10 protein-coding genes and 1 riboswitch are annotated in these 16,146 nt (G+C 31.5%); of the genes, 3 read left to right on the top strand and 7 right to left on the bottom strand.

Features of this window, described 5'->3' with window-relative positions:
* The first annotated feature begins 289 nt into the window (after window positions 1-289).
* A complete protein-coding gene (locus ACREV6_RS16930) occupies window positions 290-2,380 on the top strand; it encodes a sigma-54 interaction domain-containing protein (RefSeq protein ID WP_431579218.1) in 2,091 nt (696 codons plus the stop codon).
* 211 nt (window positions 2,381-2,591) lie between these two features.
* Entirely contained in the window at window positions 2,592-3,770 is a 1,179-nt protein-coding gene (locus ACREV6_RS16925) for a MalY/PatB family protein (RefSeq protein WP_431579217.1), read from the top strand.
* A gap of 120 nt (window positions 3,771-3,890) precedes the next feature.
* On the opposite strand, the gene ACREV6_RS16920 is transcribed toward ACREV6_RS16925, so the two are convergent.
* The 5 genes from ACREV6_RS16920 to ACREV6_RS16900 all read right to left on the bottom strand — a co-directional run bounded on the left by ACREV6_RS16920 (window position 3,891) and on the right by ACREV6_RS16900 (window position 11,554).
* Complete coding sequence (locus ACREV6_RS16920) at window positions 3,891-5,198, bottom strand: Na+/H+ antiporter family protein (protein WP_431579216.1); 1,308 nt, start codon at window positions 5,196-5,198, stop codon at window positions 3,891-3,893.
* Window positions 5,199-5,481: 283 nt separating this feature from the next.
* Window positions 5,482-6,588, bottom strand: coding sequence for a VanZ family protein (locus tag ACREV6_RS16915; protein WP_431579215.1), 1,107 nt, complete (start codon window positions 6,586-6,588; stop codon window positions 5,482-5,484).
* A gap of 32 nt (window positions 6,589-6,620) precedes the next feature.
* The gene (locus tag ACREV6_RS16910; protein WP_431579214.1) at window positions 6,621-8,708 is read right to left on the bottom strand and encodes a methyl-accepting chemotaxis protein; all 2,088 of its coding nucleotides are present in this window, start codon (window positions 8,706-8,708) and stop codon (window positions 6,621-6,623) included.
* A gap of 175 nt (window positions 8,709-8,883) precedes the next feature.
* A riboswitch (purine riboswitch) is annotated at window positions 8,884-8,985 on the bottom strand.
* A gap of 19 nt (window positions 8,986-9,004) precedes the next feature.
* The gene (preA, locus tag ACREV6_RS16905) at window positions 9,005-10,243 is read right to left on the bottom strand and encodes an NAD-dependent dihydropyrimidine dehydrogenase subunit PreA (RefSeq protein ID WP_431579213.1); all 1,239 of its coding nucleotides are present in this window, start codon (window positions 10,241-10,243) and stop codon (window positions 9,005-9,007) included.
* 3 nt (window positions 10,244-10,246) lie between these two features.
* Window positions 10,247-11,554 carry an FAD-dependent oxidoreductase gene (locus tag ACREV6_RS16900; protein ID WP_431579212.1) on the bottom strand — a complete coding sequence of 436 codons (1,308 nt, stop codon included), beginning with the start codon at window positions 11,552-11,554 and terminating at the stop codon, window positions 10,247-10,249.
* Between the two features lie 269 nt (window positions 11,555-11,823).
* Between ACREV6_RS16900 and ACREV6_RS16895 the strand changes: the two genes are divergently transcribed.
* Window positions 11,824-13,302: a sensor histidine kinase gene (locus ACREV6_RS16895; protein ID WP_431579211.1), complete on the top strand. Its 1,479-nt coding sequence runs from the start codon at window positions 11,824-11,826 to the stop codon at window positions 13,300-13,302.
* Window positions 13,303-13,364: 62 nt separating this feature from the next.
* Here the strand turns inward: ACREV6_RS16895 and ACREV6_RS16890 are convergent, their stop codons facing one another.
* Both ACREV6_RS16890 and ACREV6_RS16885 read right to left on the bottom strand, forming a co-directional pair.
* Entirely contained in the window at window positions 13,365-15,341 is a 1,977-nt protein-coding gene (locus tag ACREV6_RS16890; protein ID WP_431579210.1) for an ABC transporter permease, read from the bottom strand.
* The gene (locus tag ACREV6_RS16885; RefSeq protein WP_431579209.1) at window positions 15,331-16,098 is read right to left on the bottom strand and encodes an ABC transporter ATP-binding protein; all 768 of its coding nucleotides are present in this window, start codon (window positions 16,096-16,098) and stop codon (window positions 15,331-15,333) included. The genes ACREV6_RS16890 and ACREV6_RS16885 overlap by 11 nt, the downstream gene beginning before the upstream one ends.
* Window positions 16,099-16,146 lie beyond the last annotated feature (48 nt).

Here is a 16,146-nt window from a genome sequence, read left to right as displayed (position 1 = left end):
TTTATAATTGTTAATATGCGATTACCGGCTATACTACCTGTGAGATAAATAATAATAATATGGATTATTGATGATGATTTACAAATACGGTATCGTTTACTTTGTTAAAAATAATTGCCCTTTCATTTTTTCTATTTATTTTATATCAAGCTTGTTATAATAATAACTAGCAAATTCCATGCCAACAAGTAACTTTTTGTTGCTTTTTTCGACTTAATTTGTTAATTAGATACTTTCCTTGACATGTTTTTTAAAAAGAATTAACATTATACTAATTAAACTTAAGAGGGTGAGTCCTATAAAAAAAAGAATCGCTGTTGTGGCATTGGATTATACAGCTGCAAAATTTTACGAAAATCAGATAAAAGAGCTCTTTGGTGAGCTAGTATCCACCTGTGCTTATAATGTACTAAATGGATCCGTGAAGAAAATAAAGGAGGCTGATTTATTTGTAGTTTCAACCGATGCCTTTGAAAGCATTACAGATTTTCAAGAGTGCATCCCCATTGATGTTCCTAAAGTAGAAATTGCAGTAGCCTTTACTAATAAATCTCTCGATACTTTAAGAAGGATTCCAAGTGGAAGCAAAGCTTTGTTTGTCAATCTCAGTGAAAAAATGGTGCGTGAGGCTATAACTAGACTCAGCCAATTGGGTATTAATCACATAAATTTTACTCCCTACTATCCTGGAGCTATGTCCATTAGTGGTTTCCAGTTAGCAGTAACACCAGGTGAATCCCGTTATGTACCAAAAGACGTAAAGAACATTATTGACCTTGGACAACGTGTGCTCGATTCCAGCACCATGGTGGAAATAGCACTGCGACTAAAATTTGATTACCTATTAGAGAGGGTAAAATTCAAGGAATATTTTCGGTCACTGGCTGTCAACAATTATAGCTTTAACCAACTGTTTGGTAGGTCTCTCCAAATGGAAAGTCAATTTGAACTTTTGATGGAAATTATGGATGAAGGAATTATTGGTGTTAATGAGAATGATGTTATTTTTGCTTGTAATTCAAAAGCAGTAGAAATTACAGGTGTTACCAAAGAACAATCCATAGATCATCCTGCTATATCGGTTTTCTCATTTTTACCTTTTGAGGAATGCAGAAGCACAAGAAAAAAGATAAATAATCGTTTAATTAGAGTGAGTGATGTGGACATTACAGTAACTGTTACTCCTGTAATCCGTGGTGATGAATATCTCGGATCTTTTGCTACTATACAAAAATTTACGGAAGAAGAGTATAAACAACATAACTTACGTATTCAATTACTTAATAAAGGACACAAAGCTAAATATACTTTTGATGATATCATAGGCGAAAGCGATGTGCTCAAAAAAGCCTGTGCCATCGCTAAAAAAATGGCAAAAACCCATTCTACTGTCCTAATTACAGGTGAAAGCGGAACAGGCAAGGAGCTTTTTGCACACGCTGTGCATAACGAATCAGATCGTCATAACTATCCTTTTATTGCCATAAATTGTGCAGCAATGCCAGATAATCTACTAGAAAGTGAACTATTTGGTTACGATGAAGGCTCTTTCACCGGTGCTAAACGTGGAGGAAAGTTGGGACTTTTTGAATATGCTCACAAAGGAACAATATTTTTAGACGAAGTGGAGGGAATGAGTCCAGCCCTCCAAATTAAGCTACTTCGTGTTATTCAAGAAAGAGAGATTATGCGAATTGGTGGCAATAAAATTATTAGTATTGATGTACGAATTGTAGCTGCAGCCAATGAAAATCTTGAAGAGCTAGTATCTAAGGGAAGTTTTCGTAACGACCTCTACTTTCGCCTAAATACCTTGCCAATCCAGCTTCCTCCATTGCGAGAGCGGGGCGAAGACATTATGCTCTTATTTAACTACTTTAAATGTAAATTGGGAGGTTGCTTCACCTTATCTCCTGAAGTAATTAGTGCATTGCTCTCTCATAACTGGAATGGCAATATTCGTGAACTACACAACTATGTAGAATATCTCACCTATATAGATAAAGATATAGTGTATTATGATGATTTACCACCTGGCTTCCACAATAATTCTCTATCCACATTAAAATGTAGTTCTGACAGCTCTACTAATATAGATGCTAAACTTTTGGAGCAATTAGCAGGTAACCAAATAGATGACTACTTTTTTGTGCTAGATAGGCTACATGTGGGATTTATTAACCAAGTTGCTATGGGTAGACTATCAATTTCTGAGGAAGCAGAAAAAACAGGACACTACCTAACCCAGCAAGAAGTTAGGGGGATTTTAAACGACTTAAATAATTTAGGTTTAATTAAAATGTCTCGTGGCAGAGGTGGTAGTAAAATAAATAATCGGGGCATCAAAGTTTTTAGCAAGCTTCAATCTCGACTAAAATAGACAATATTATGCAATCAAATGGTTGAAGTTGTATAACTTCAACCATTTGATTTATTTAAAAATACTTTTTTTAATGAAATCTATATATATATAATGGATGTCTATCTGAAAACCAATTCAAAAGTTCAATCATAAATTTGGCATCATTTTTGCTTTATTTATCTTATAGCAAGTATTTCTTGCATAAATAAGTATAAGAAGGGTGTAAATTATGAAATATAATTTTGATAAAATAGTTGACCGTAGCAACAACTTTGCTGCAAAATATGATGAAAGAGAAAAAAAATTTGGAACTTCTAATGTAATACCATTATGGATAGCAGATATGGAATTCCAGGTAGCCAGTCCTATTAATGAAGCTATCCTAAAAAGAGCTGAGCAAGGAATTTATGGTTACACATCTCGTCCCGCTTCCTATTATGAAGCCTTTTGCGATTGGGAAAAAGCTAGAAACAATTGGATAGTTAATAAAGATCTAATTAGTTTTAGCCCCGGTGTTGTACCCTCTCTATCAGTTATTGTAAGGGAATTTTCTAATAGTGAAGATAAAATCTTGATACAAACTCCAGTTTACCCAGAATTTTATGAAGTAATAGAATCTTGGGGCAGAGTGGTAATTGAAAACCAATTATTAGAAGAGGATGGAGTCTATTCTATAGATTTTAAGGACTTCGAAGAAAAGTTAAAACAAAAACCAAAATTATTTATTTTATGTAGCCCACACAACCCAGTAGGCAGAGTATGGCGTAGAGAAGAATTAGAACGTATTACTGAGCTATGTCTACGCTATAATGTTATGATTATTTCTGATGAGATACATTCAGATTTGATACTCTGGAATAATAAACATATTCCTACTGCAACTATATCAAAGGAAGTTTCTGGCATTACTATCACTTGCACTTCATGTACAAAAACTTTCAACTTGGCAGGTCTACAAGCCTCTGTAGTAATTTTTCCAAATGCTGAAATTAAAGAGACATTTGATGTTTTCTGGAGAGGTATGGATATCCATCGCAATAATTGTTTTAGTCTTGTGGCTATAGAAGCAGCTTATAGGCATGGTGGAGAATGGTTGGAACAGTTGATAACATATATTGAGGGAAACATTGATTTCATAGGAAATTTCTGCAAAGCCAAGATACCAAAAATCAAACCTAGCAGACCTGAAAGTACTTATCTAGTTTGGCTAGATTGTCGTGAATTGCGACTTGATAATGATGAACTACAAAAATTTATGCTTAATGAGGCAGGTCTAGGACTCAATGCCGGCAATGACTTTTGTCGCAGCCTTTCTGGATATATGCGTCTAAATGTTGCATGTCCACGTTCAACACTTGAAAAAGCTATGATACAGCTTGAAAAAGCTGTTAATTCATTGGAAAATTAAAGTACCTCCTGAGGTGATGCAATTCAATAAAAAATGTCCTTAGAATAAATATTATTTATTCTAAGGACATTTTTTTAGCTATGTATCCTTTTAATTTAATACTTTTAAGATTTTTTTAAATTAACCAATTATCATAGCTCCAATTAATCCACCTATTAATAAAGTAGTATCATAAAATACAAATGTCGGTACGCAAGTGTCCCAAATATGATCATGTTGTCCATCTACATTTAATCCTGATGTAGGTCCTAAAGTACTATCTGATGCTGGCGAACCTGCATCCCCAAGAGCTGCTGCAATTCCAAGTAATAATATTATGGCTGCTGGGCTAAACCCTAGCTTTAATCCTAGTGGACAATATATTGCTGCTATAATTGGGATTGTTCCAAAGGAGGTTCCTATGCCTATTGTTACTAGAAGTCCAACTATAAGCATTAAGGAAGCTCCTCCAAATTTCCCTCCAACCATTCCAGCTGTGGTAGTAACCAATGTCTCAATTGCTCCTGTCTCTCTTAAAACGTTACCATATCCTGCTGCAATAAGCATTACGAAAGCTATAAAAGCCATCATTTTCATTCCGCCATCCATAAGGCTATCCATTTCTTTCCATTTTATGGATCTAGTTAAAATCATAACTACGAGTCCAGCTAGTGCTCCAAGTGGTAATGATTTTGTTATAAGCTGAACTGCAAAGGCTGTTAAAGCTCCCAAAAGTGCTAACCAATGTTTTCCTGTCATTTTAATTTCTTCATCATTATCATCTGTAAATTCTTCTAACATAATTTCCTTATATTCTCTTGGTTTTCTATATACTACAAGTACAGCTAAAAGTAAACCAACTATCATTGCTACTGCGCCTATCCACATTACACTGGAAATTTGGCTAATGCTTACCGGGATTCCATTTTGACTCATTTGATCTTTAATAATGGTAAAGAATAAAAGTCCAAATCCAACTGGTAATGATATGTATGGTGCTTTTAAACCAAATGTCAATGCACAAGCTACTGCTCTTCTGTCTATCTTCATTTTGTTCATTAGTGGTATAAGTGGCGGTATTAAAATTGGAATGAAGGCTATATGAACTGGTATTAGATTCTGTGAAAAGCATGCTACAAAAGCTATAAGCAAAGTAAATATAATAGCATTGCCTTTAACTACTTTTGCAATTTTCTTTGCAAGTATATTAGCAAGACCAGTTTTACCTATTGCTACGGCTAATGCTCCCAGTAAAATATAGCTTAATGCTGTTTCAGAATTCCCTCCCATACCGGAAGTTAAAACTGACATAGTTTCAGGAATTGGCATTCCAGCAGCTAAACCTGCAACTATTGCAGCTACTAAGATTGCTAAAATTACATTTAATTTTAGTAGACACAGTACTGACATTAGCACTACTGATATTATAACCGGGTTCAATAATAGCATTTTCAGTCCCCCTTTTTACTTAAATTATACATTATTTCGCACTAATTGCAATGTTTTTTTTATACTAATTCATTTTTACAATTATTCCGACATTATTGTTTTGCTATTTCTTGAATAATAATAATTATAATTATAATTATAACAAAATTATTGTTTGAATCAATTAGCAAAAGCCTACCCCATAGATCCTTCTATTGGGCGGGCTTTTGCTACTAAATTTTCAGCCACATCTAATAATAAAAGCATTTTTTAGATAAAACGCCTTACCACTTTGTAAAAACAGCTATTTAGGTATTATTACAACTTTAGTCTTGCTCATTTTCTCATAAAATAATTCCTTATCCTTACTAAAAATATGAAGTAAAAGATGTATAAAAACTACCAAGTTAAAAACAAATAACATAATCAATAATACTATTGTTACCGGCAGATAATATGTACTGTCATATCTGTTTGCATTAAAAGTTTTTGATAAAATATAATTAAAACCAAATACTCCATAATAAAGTGTTCCATACCTTTTGATTAATTCTAAAAAAGTTATTTTTTGTTTTTCACCCTGGACTTTAATTTTAACAAGCCAACTACCAAAAGTTTTTCCATTTGTAAAATAAACCAATACAATAAAATATAAAAATATAATTATTGCATCTACTACCATGTCTCTACTTATTGGCAATATATTAACCGCAATTCCAATAATAAACCAATCTATTTGAAATGCTAAAAACCGTCTGATATATCCTACTGGCATAGACTCTAGGTTAATATTTTCATCTAACTTGTCAACTTCGGGTAAAAAATAAGTAAATATAGGAGCTATTATATATCCTATAAATCCTCCAAAGGTATTTAGCATTAAGTCATCTATATCAAAAAGTCTATAGGGTGCATTATACATACCATAAACACCGGTTAATTGCGTTAATTCAAAAAACAAAGAGTATAAAAAACATATTACTACTGTTTGCTTTAGACTTTTTTTAAAATAGTATCTTAAATAGATTCCAAGTGGTGCAATCAATATTGCATTAAAAGCCACCTGTAAAAATGTCCTTTCTCTTAAAATTCTAATATAAGAAGAAGGGGAATTAAATACAACATGTGTTTCTTTTAAGAAATCATGTATAAATGTAAAAGGTATTAAATTATAATTTTGAGTGCCTAGGACCTGTAGACTTTTCACATCATGTGTCTTCGGAAGCGGCAGTATAACCAAGTAGTAGGAAACCATTAAAAACAATAAAAATGAATATAAAACAAGTGCCCTAAATTTGTTTATATATCTATATTTTTTATACTGGTGCATTAAAAATGGTACCGTAAAAATAAAGGCCAAAACTGGAAATGTTATAATTGCTATTTTAATAGGAAACATATATGAGTTCATAATATCACCTTTCTCTATATATTTTTTTGATTTTATATAGTAAATTTATCTACTATTTTATCTAATATAACCGCTAATTCTTTTAATTCTTCTACGCTTTCTGATACATTTTTAATTGCAGCTTCTTGCTCTTCCATAGTTGCAGCCACTTCCTCTGTTGATGCTGCAGCTTCCTCCGTTATTGCAGATATCCCTTGAATAGCGTCGACTATATCATCTTTTCCACTATCTACTGTATTCATACTAGACGCAATGCACTGTATTTTTGATTTAATATTATATATTCCTTCTCCTATAGCTTCAAAGGCTTCTGTGGATGTTATCATTACAGCATTTGCTTGTTTAACAGTAGCTTTAGCTTCATCCATATTGTTTTTTCCTAAACTTATTTCGCCTTGAATTTGCTTTACTATTTCATCTATTTCTTGTGTAGATGTAGCTGTTTTTTCTGCAAGCTTTCTAATTTCCTCTGCTACCACCGCAAAACCCTTCCCACTCTCACCTGCTCTTGCCGCTTCAATTGCTGCATTTAAAGCTAGTAAATTTGTTTGACTTGCAATAGATTTAATGGTACTTATAATCTCTCCTATTAAGCTTGATTTGTTTGATAGTTCATCAATATTACCAGCAACTTTTTCAGTAGCTTCAAGATTTACCCCGAGTTTTACATTGAGTTCCTTTATTGCTTTACTACCCTTCTCTTGCATTTTTTCCATTTCTATTGAATACTCCTTAAGACTATTACTACTTGCCACAACTTCTTCTATCTCCCCTGCAAGTATACTCAGTTTATATGAGCCATCTTGCGCCTCCTTTGCTTGTTCAACAGCTCCTTCAGCTAATTCTTCAACAGTTTGCGCCACAACAGTAATAGAGGCTGCTGTTTCCTCAGCATTTAATGATATAGTATTCGAATATTGCAATACCTTTGCAGAATCCTTTTTCAACTCATCAATAACCTTTATTAATTCTTCCCTTAGTTCTATTAAACTATTTCCCATAACACCTATTTCATCTTTGCTTAAGAGCATCTGGTTAATGTTCTTATCATTATAAGTTAAGTCTAGCTTAGCTAATTTCCCTATAAATTTTGTAGCAACTTCTATTGGTCTAGATATTCTTCTACCAATAACTAATGCAATAATTATTGAACCTATAATTCCTAGTACTATAATTAAAATAATAATATATATTGAATTATTTAAATTATTGAATACTTCTGAGCTAGGCACTTTCACCCCCATAATTTGACCATTATTCAAAGTATAATAACTCATCATCTGCTTATGACCTTCAAAGTTTATTTCTGTCGCCATGGATTTTTTATTTTTTAATTCCTCAGTTATAAATTTATATTTTCCATTTTCTAAGGCATCTAATTTTTCAGTAGCTTTTTTGCTTACATCCACTACAAAACTATAATCCTTATCTAGCAAAAATGCAGAACCAGTGTCATATATCTTTGTGCTTAAAATCATCTTTTTTAGACTTTCAAAAGAAATATCAATACCTGCAACTCCAACTAATTGATTATTTGCATATACAGGCATAGTATAAGATATCATATTTATTTTGCTTTCTGAGTCTATATAAGGTTTTGACCAGACTCCTTGCTTTGCTTTTACAGCGTTATAGTACCATGCTAACTTTTCATTGTTTTCTTTATAATCTTCTAGTGAATATGAATTGGAATTAACATTGCTATCTTTTTTTTGCTCATCATACTCATAAGCTACATCGTATACCATACTTCCCTTTGTGAATTTAGGATCGAAATTTATGTATAGTCCTACAATACCTTTATTGCTCTCACCTACACTCTTCATTAGAGAACTTAACTGTTTTTCATATGTATTTATATAGCTTGAATCTTTGGCCTTAGAAACTTGTATTGTACTTAAAACTAGTGCAGCTAGTTCGTTTACAGTGTTTTCCACAACAGTAGTTTGTATTGTGTATTCATTTCCTCTACTAGAAGCTAAATTTATTAGTTTCTCTGTGGCTTCCTGCTTAACAATACTTGTGGATTTAGCAATACTTGTAATTCCCACAATTGCTGATACTAAAATTGAGCAACTCACTATGGCAATAATTATTTTAGTACTAATCTTATTTTTCAAAAAATCTCCTCCTCAGCATAATTGTAAGTTATTTTAAATAGTTTAATTATTCTTTCAATACATTTCAATAAAATACAATATTATAGTACCTTATCGACTATTTTTGCGAATTGTTTATAGGTAAAAAAAAACAAGGTAGCCCTTATTCTAATTGAGGAAGTTTTTTAAATTTTAAATGTAGCATAAATTTATCTATAGCTAGAATATTTAAGGTATTCAAGTAGAAACTACTAAACCATATCTTTAGAATTATATAAATAAATTTTTACTACATTTTCATAATATTATTTAAATTTTTACAAATCAATTTTTCTTTGTTTTTCTCCATCTTTAAATTTTATCTCACCTTTAGATATACAGTTGTCTACTGGACATACTAAAGAACATAAGTGACATCCTACACATTTTTCCCTGTCTAGTGAAGGTCTTCTATTTTCTTCATCCCATATAATTGCTTGATGACCTCCATCAAAACAAGATACGTAACATCTTCCACAGCCTACACAATTTTCATGTTTGAAATTAGGATATACTATGTATCCACGATCTAATTCCTCTGCTGGGATTGTATTTTCAAGTGCTACTCCTACTAAATCTTGCAGTTTATCAATTCCCTTTTCTTCCATATAGTATGAAATTCCACTTATTAAATCTTCAACTATTCTATAACCATATTGCATAATTGCTGTTGTCACTTGAAGATTAGAAGATCCAAGCATTATAAATTCTAATGCATCCTCCCAAGTTTCTATCCCACCAATACCGCTTATAGGAATATTTTTAAGTTTTGGTTCTTTTGAAAGCTGAGCTATAAATCTTAGTGCTATAGGTTTTACAGCTTTTCCTGAATATCCGGATATTGATGATTTCCCATTTACTATTGGCAATGCTACTTGCTTATCAAAATCTATTCCAGTTATACACTTTATTGTATTTATAGCTGAAATTGCTGTTGCTCCACCTTCAATAGCTGCTATTGCAGGGGTTTCCATGTTACCTATATTAGGAGTCATTTTTGCAATTATTGGAAGATGCGTTCCTCTTCTTACTGCTGCTGAATATGACTTAACAAGCTCAGGGTTTTGTCCAACGTCTGAACCCATAGCATGAGATGTCATCTGTGGGCAGGAGAAGTTACATTCAATAATATCCGCACCTATTTCTGTAACACGTTTTGCCAGCATAGTCCATTCTTCTTCATTACTTCCCATTATTGAAGCAATAAGAACCTTGCTTGGGTAGTTTTCTTTTAACTTTTTCATCTGCTCAATATTCCACTCAAGTGGATGCTCTGCTATCTGTTCCATATTCTTAAATCCTGTAAACGGAGTAGCCTCTTTTCTTTGAGCATCAAAACGTGGCGATACTTCATTTGGTATAAAAACCCCGATTGTTTTAAATACTATACCACCCCAACCGGACTCTAATGCCTTTGAACACATTTCATAATTATTTCCAACTGGTGATGATGCTAGAAAAAATGGATTTTCACACTTTACTCCACAAAATTCTATTGAAAGATCTTTCTTTTTCATAACTTAAACCTCCTTAGTTGATGCTACCTGTCTATTTGCTTGCCTAGACTCTCTTTTTGCAGTCAAATATCCTTCAATTTTTTCTGCAGCTAATTTACCCGTTGCAACAGCCTGTACAACCGTCTTATCGCCAGGAACTATATCTCCCGCTGCAAATATATCTTCAATATTTGTTCTACAATTTTTTGTAATAACTATTCCTTTTCCACCAATGTTTACATCTGCAATATTTTTTATGTCTTCTGATTCTTGTCCTACTGCAAATATGACCATATCTGCTGTAAGTTCTAATAGAGATGAATCGAACATTCCTTCGGCCTTGAAAACAGAAACCATACCATTGTCACCTTTAATCTCTAATGGCTTAAACCCTGTAAATATTGGAATATTCAATGATTGGATATATTCTCTTTCCGCTACATCCGCAGGCATTTTTTCTATAGTTCTTCTATATACTATTTTTACATCTTCACAGCCAAGCAATTTAGCAGTTGAAGCACAATCTAAAGCAACATCTCCACCACCTATAACTATCACATGATTACCTATCTTAATGTTACCTTCATTAGTTTTTGCTTTTGAAAGAAAATCTACTCCATTTAAAACGCCTTTTAGTTCTGAACCATTAACGTCTATATCTTTTCCCTTTTGCATTCCACATGAAATTAAGAATGCTTCATATCCCTTAGTTCTAAGGTCTTCTAGCTTGATATCTTTTCCTATTTTACAATTTGTCTTAAACTCTACCCCTAAGTCTTTTACATAATTTATTTCTGTTTCTACAACTTCTTTTGGAAGTCTTTGAGGTGGTATTCCATAACTTAACCATCCGCCTAATATGTTTTTTTCTTCGAATACCGTTACTTTATATCCTTTTGATGCAAGTGCTGCTGCTGCTGCAATTCCACTTGGACCTGAACCTATAACTGCTATTTTTTCATTTATAGCTTCTACTTTATTTAAAACTTTCATATTTATACTTTTTTCATAATCAGTTACATATCTCTGCAGATCTCCTATTCTTATTGGCTTGTCTATACCACATCTGCTACAAGCCCCTTCACAATATTGAGCTGTAGGACATACTCTAGCGCATATTCCACCTAAAATATTATTTGTTCTAATGGTTTCGACAGCACCCTTTGTATTTCTAAAACGAAGTGATCGGATAAATTTTGCTGGTTCTGTACCAGCAGGGCACGCCTTGCTACAAGGTGCATCATGGCATAAAAGACATCTCGCTGCCTCTTCCATTGCTAAAAGAGGTGTTAAACCAATTTTTGTTTGTTCTAAGTATTTTTTGTTTTCCATTTAAGTAGTTATCCCCTTTCTATACCTTATATATTTACTAATTCGTCAACGCCATAACATGTTTGGCATTGTTTTAACAGTGAATGTATTTTTTTCTGCATGATTTTCATTGATATGCTTTATATACTCATTATTTACTCAACAAAATCTAAACCTATTTAACAAATTATTTTATGAATTTAATCATAATATGTGGAAATTTTATAATTATTTGTATATAATTACTATATGAATTATATACAAAAATAAAAAGCAAGGTGGTAATCACTATGGAGCTAAAAAATATAAGCATATATAAATTTATTGATAAAATTAAACATTATGTGTTTTATGATATACCTATAATCTATAGAGAAGACTTTGATAAGAAAATATTACAAGAAAATAATAACAGAACTCCTATTGTATGCCTTATTTTAATATTTGTAAACCTTATTCAGTTATTATTTCAAAATACAAAAACAATTAATAATGAAATCGTTACATTAGCATATAGAAATTTAAATTATATTTGTTTATTAACTATATTATTTAGTGCCATATATTTGATTACACTTTATAATAATTTTTCCAATAATAAAAGTGTAAAGTTTTCTCGGAGAATACTAGTTATATTTGTTTTTTCAAACATAGTAATAGGTACTCTTACTTCTATAAATGCTCAGTTATATGGAGGGGAAATTACGGCATATATTATCGCCATGTTTTGTTTTTCAATTCCAGTAATACTAAGTCCTAAAGAATATATAATTATTCACTTTACTAATTTTATACTTCTAATCATAGGATTAAAAGTATTTAATTTATATCCAATTAAATTTTATGCTCAGCTTAATAATGCTTTTATTACAATGTTACTTGCTATTATATTATCTATTATGAATTATAATTTTTCAGTGAAAAACTATATTCAAAAAAAAGAAATATATAATAAAGCTATTGAATATGAAAAACTACGTTCAGAATTTTTTGCAAATATTTCACATGAATTAAGAACTCCTTTGAATGTAATATTTTGTGCTCAGCAAATGTTAGATATGATTTTAAAGACAAATGATACAGAAATTAATAAAAATTTAAAAACAGACAAGTATTTGCATACAATAAAGCAAAATTCTTATAGGTTGCTTAGGTTAATAAATAACTTGATAGATATAACCAAAATGGATGCGGGTTACTTCGAAGTTAATTTATCAAATAACGACATTGTTAAAGTTGTTGAAGACATTACCTTATCCGTAGCAGAGTATGTTGAAAATAAAAATATCAACTTGATTTTCGATACCGAAATAGAAGAAAACGTCATTGCCTGTGATCCAGATAAAATAGAACGAATAATACTTAATTTGCTTTCTAATGCTATTAAATTCACTCCTTCTGATGGATATATATATGTAAATATATATATCCGTCAAGATAAAACAATAATTTCTGTTAAAGATACAGGTATTGGTATAAAAGAAGATATGGAAAAATTAATTTTTCAAAGATTTATACAAGTTGATAAATCTACTTCCAGAAATAGAGAGGGTAGTGGTATAGGTTTATCTCTTGTAAAGTCTCTTGTTGAATTACATAATGGTAAAATAGACCTTATTACTTCTATTGGAAATGGTAGCGAATTTATAATCGAGTTACCTAACGAGCAAGTAGAAACAGTTAATACTAATCAAGATACACTTCAACTACCTGAAAATAATAAAAATATAGAATTAATTAATTTAGAACTTTCAGATATATATTTTTAGTCACATTGAAAAAGTAGCCTTCTAAGAAGGCTACTACCTACTCAGAGGATTTATAAATAACTCTATAGAGTAATATTCCTTTTAAAACCCACATATGTAGCCACAAAATAAATACAGTAAACTATTAAAAATAGAATCAATGTTGCTCCATAGAAGGTAAAGGTGTTTGCTGCAATCTGTGTTCCTCTTAAAAGCTGCCTATTTAACTTCATTGAAATAGTGAAACTAACTATGATAGGAATTACTAGCGGCCACATAAAGTAAATTAACAGTTGCTTAAACACCAATCGATTTCGCTGCTTCTCATCAAGCCCTAATTGATTTAATATCCTATATCTATACTTGTATTTTTCAGAATCACTTAACTGTTGAACAGCCAGCACTGTCAATGCAACACTTACAAATACCAATGCAACATAGAAAATAGATGAAACTACTGTGATTATCGCAGCCTTAACCTGATAATCAAGTCCTCCATTTTTCACCATAATATTGTCGTAAATCATATAGACACTATCTACTCCAGTTCCATGATCGATTTCGTTAGCTCTATGAGCAGAACTTGCCCAATTATCTGCATCCTGTGATATATAATTCTTAAGATCATTATAGAGTTTTTCATTTGCTTGCCTTTTCGTACTTGCCGCATACTGTGAATAATATACTTCCATTTGATTTGCCGCTTCATCTGGCACTACCAATACAAAGCCAGCACCATTTTGTCCATTTTGCGAAAAATCCTCTGAATATATTCCCTTGCATGAATACTTTATATTATTTATATCCAGAATTGGATTTTTTTCAATATATTTAGCATAGCAATCTGCTACGGAAGAAACCGCATGAATTGTAAACTCATTACCACTAAGCGTTATTTCATTTAGGCCTAAAAGTCTTCTTAAAATATTATAATCGCTTACTTTCAAATAGGTATCATGCTTAAAATATCCACCTGAAATCTTATTCTGAGATAATACCTTCGTAAATGTACTATTTTTGCCCTTATAAATACGATAAACAATGCTTTCCTTTGCCCAATCATTTTTATCCATATAAGCAGATACTTTTTCAAATTTTTCGTCCTTATTAAGCACTGAAATACAAGTATCAAAGGGGACACACTGCTCTATTTCGCCCTTAAAGCTACTTAGTCCAACTGCATAATTGCCGCTTAGTAATGTTAGGGTAAATAGTAGTGCTAAAGTCCCCATAGTAAATCCCATTGTATTAATCTTAGAGGATAGTTCACGGAATACAAACAAATTACTTTTCTTATATTTTAAACGTTTAGATTTTAAAAATATCATAACAATAAAACCTGATATTCCCATATAAAAGCTATAGATAAAAAATACGATACAAATCAAAGTAACAATAACAGGTGCGCCACTAAGTGCCACAATTCCTGCAATCAAAGATAGTACAAACATAAAACAGCTTTTCTTAATGTTTGTGATTTTAATTACTTGATTTCTTTTATCTGCGTAAAGTAAATCATATATTTTCATTTTCTTTAGCCTTTTGTTGTTTGTTAATACAACTAGAAACATGATTGCACCATAGTAAACAATTGTTAGCAATAATGCCTTAATATTAAATGCTATTATAATATTATATTCTTTTCCAAAGAACTTTGTAATAACAGCGGTTAATAATTGAAATATAAAACTCCCCAAAATAACACCAAAAATAAAAGAAATGATTCCAAGCAAAAGATTTTCACAAAGAAATAATTTGGATATTTTTTTGTTTTCCATACCAAGCAATAAATAGGTTCCAAACTCTTTGCTTCGTTTATCAAGCATAAACATAGTCATATAGTTAATAAGCCAAGCAACAATAATGACAACGATAATGGAAAAGAAAACAAGTAAAAACATATAATCTGTCATATGACTATTCATTCCGCGAATCATATCAGAAAACATCATAGAATTAAATGCAAACATTAAGGATACAACAAATGTAATAGTGATAATATATATAAAATAATCCTTAATAGATCTTTTTACATTACGATATGAAAGTTTAGCTAGCATGGCTCGTGTCACCTCCGAGGAGTGATAAAACATCCAATATTTCACTATAAAACTGATGCCTATTTTTCTCTCCACGTACTAACTCATTGAATATTCTTCCATCTTTTAAAAACAGAATCCGAGTGCAATAACTAGCAGAAAAAGGGTCATGTGTAACCATCAAAATGGTTGCCATCAGGCTTTGGTTCATAGTAGTTATAGATTCCAATAACATTTGAGCAGATTTTGAGTCAAGAGCGCCAGTTGGCTCATCTGCCAATATAAGTTTTGGATTATTAATAAGTGCCCTTGCACATGCACATCTTTGTTTCTCTCCACCAGATACTTCATATGGAAATTTCTTTAATATCTTAAATATACCCAATTCATTTGCAATTTTTTCTATCTTATTGTCAATTTCATTTGCTTTTACATTGTTGATTGTTAAAGCCAAGGAAATATTTTCTTCAATGGTAAGTGTATCTAATAAATTGAAATCTTGAAATATAAATCCTAAGTTCCCTCTTCTAAAACTTGCAATTTTTGTATCTGCAATTTCTGTAATATCAATATCATCATAATAGATATGTCCGGCGGTTACTGTGTCAATTGTTGATATTACATTTAGCAAAGTGGTTTTCCCAGAACCGGACGCCCCCATGATTCCTACAAATTCCCCTTTCTCTACAACAAAACTTATGTTTTCTAATACTTTAGTAACAATCCCCTCTTTCCCATAGTATTTTTCAATATTACTAATTTTAAGAATTTCATTCATCGACCTTCATCTCTTCCTTTCAAATAATATAAGCCACCTCATAAATCA

This window comes from Clostridium sp. (assembly GCF_050717515.1).
Taxonomy (GTDB): Bacteria; Bacillota; Clostridia; order Clostridiales; family Clostridiaceae; genus Clostridium_AD.
Note: the sequence above shows the minus strand (reverse complement) of the source record. Positions and strands in the feature narration are given on the sequence as shown.

Bases quoted from the DNA above. Each gene is read 5' to 3' on its own strand.
- ACREV6_RS16925 (WP_431579217.1), top strand. From the start codon at position 2,592: ATGAAATATAATTTTGATAAAATAGTTGACCGTAGCAACAACTTTGCT.
- ACREV6_RS16920 (WP_431579216.1), bottom strand. From the start codon at position 5,198: ATGCTATTATTGAACCCGGTTATAATATCAGTAGTGCTAATGTCAGTA.
- ACREV6_RS16915 (WP_431579215.1), bottom strand. From the start codon at position 6,588: ATGAACTCATATATGTTTCCTATTAAAATAGCAATTATAACATTTCCA.
- preA (WP_431579213.1), bottom strand. From the start codon at position 10,243: ATGAAAAAGAAAGATCTTTCAATAGAATTTTGTGGAGTAAAGTGTGAA.
- ACREV6_RS16900 (WP_431579212.1), bottom strand. From the start codon at position 11,554: ATGGAAAACAAAAAATACTTAGAACAAACAAAAATTGGTTTAACACCT.
- ACREV6_RS16895 (WP_431579211.1), top strand. From the start codon at position 11,824: ATGGAGCTAAAAAATATAAGCATATATAAATTTATTGATAAAATTAAA.
- ACREV6_RS16890 (WP_431579210.1), bottom strand. From the start codon at position 15,341: ATGCTAGCTAAACTTTCATATCGTAATGTAAAAAGATCTATTAAGGAT.
- ACREV6_RS16885 (WP_431579209.1), bottom strand. From the start codon at position 16,098: ATGAATGAAATTCTTAAAATTAGTAATATTGAAAAATACTATGGGAAA.